Genomic DNA, 1,211 nt, shown 5'->3' on the forward strand with positions numbered 1-1,211 from the left:
TGCGGAGCAGGGCAGGAAGAGGGGTTTCGCCCCCTGGGCGGAAGACCGTCCACCCCGGGACGGGGTGTGCCGGCCCACCGTGATCAACAGCTCTCGACTGTCAGTCCTCCCCGGGAGGTTCAGGAGCATGACGACGGACACCACGGACGGGCAGGAGACCGCGCACGCGCGGTACGCCTTCCGCCTGCGCGTGTGTGCCGGCGCCCGTGCCGCACTGGAGGCGGAAGGGGCGCGCTGCCGCTGGATCTGGAACGAATGCGTCGCGAAGTCCAAGGCCGTACACCTGCACAACAAGGCCACGTGCGGCACGGAGACGTGCGGTCCGGCCCGGCTCGACACGATGCTGACGCGGGCCCGCAAGACCACGCCGTGGCCGGCCGAGGGCGCGAGCGTTCCCCAGCAGCAGCTCATACGCGACTTCGGCAGATCCCGCGCCAAAGCCCTGAAGGACATCAATGACCTGCACCCTCAGCGGCAGCGGGCCCAGATGCCGAAGTACAGGAAGAAGCGCGAGGCGCGGCCGACGCTGAACCGCACCCAGCGGGGCTTCCGCCTCAAGGACGGCCTGCTGCACCTCGCGGGCGGGATCGTGCTGCGGGTGGTGTGGTCGCGGGACCTGCCCGAGGAACCGTCCTCGGTGCGCGTGTACCAGGACGCCACCGGGGCGTGGTACTGCTCGTTCGTCGTCCCGGCGGTGACCGCGGCCCTTGCGGAGACCGGCCGTGCGATCGGAGTGGACTGGGGCGTCAAGGAGATCGCCACCACCACATCCGACGCGCACGATCTTCCCCACCCCCGGCACGGCAAGAAGGCCGGGGCCAAGCCGGCCCGGTACGACCGCATGGTGGCCCGGCGCAAACCGAAGAAGGGGCAGGCGGCCTCGAAGAGGTACCGGGAGGCGAAGCGGCTGCGGGCCAAGGCCCACAGAAGGTGGCCCGGCAGCGGGAGGGCACGGCCCGTAAGCACGGCCGGATCGTGCACCTGGTCAACCCCGCGCACACCACCATGGACTGCGCGCAGTGCGGAGCGAGAACCAAGCACGCACTCCCTCTTTCGGAAAGAACGTATGCCTGCACCGTGTGCGGAGCCGTCTCGCCCAGAGACAAGAACTCCGCCCGCGTGATGCTGGTCCGGGCTGGTCTCAACCCGGCTGATGCTGATCGTGTAAGACCTGACCGCACGCCGTGCGGCCAGGCAGCCTGAGTCAGGAA

1 pseudogene is annotated in these 1,211 nt (G+C 69.8%); it reads left to right on the top strand.

Going from position 1 to position 1,211, the window contains the following annotated elements:
- Window positions 1-127 precede the first annotated feature (127 nt).
- A pseudogene (locus ACFVJQ_RS46045) lies at window positions 128-1,203 on the top strand (RNA-guided endonuclease InsQ/TnpB family protein).
- Window positions 1,204-1,211: the final 8 nt, after the last annotated feature.

This window comes from Streptomyces sp. NPDC127197 (genome assembly GCF_042672405.1).
Taxonomy (GTDB): Bacteria; Actinomycetota; Actinomycetes; order Streptomycetales; family Streptomycetaceae; genus Streptomyces; species Streptomyces flavusporus.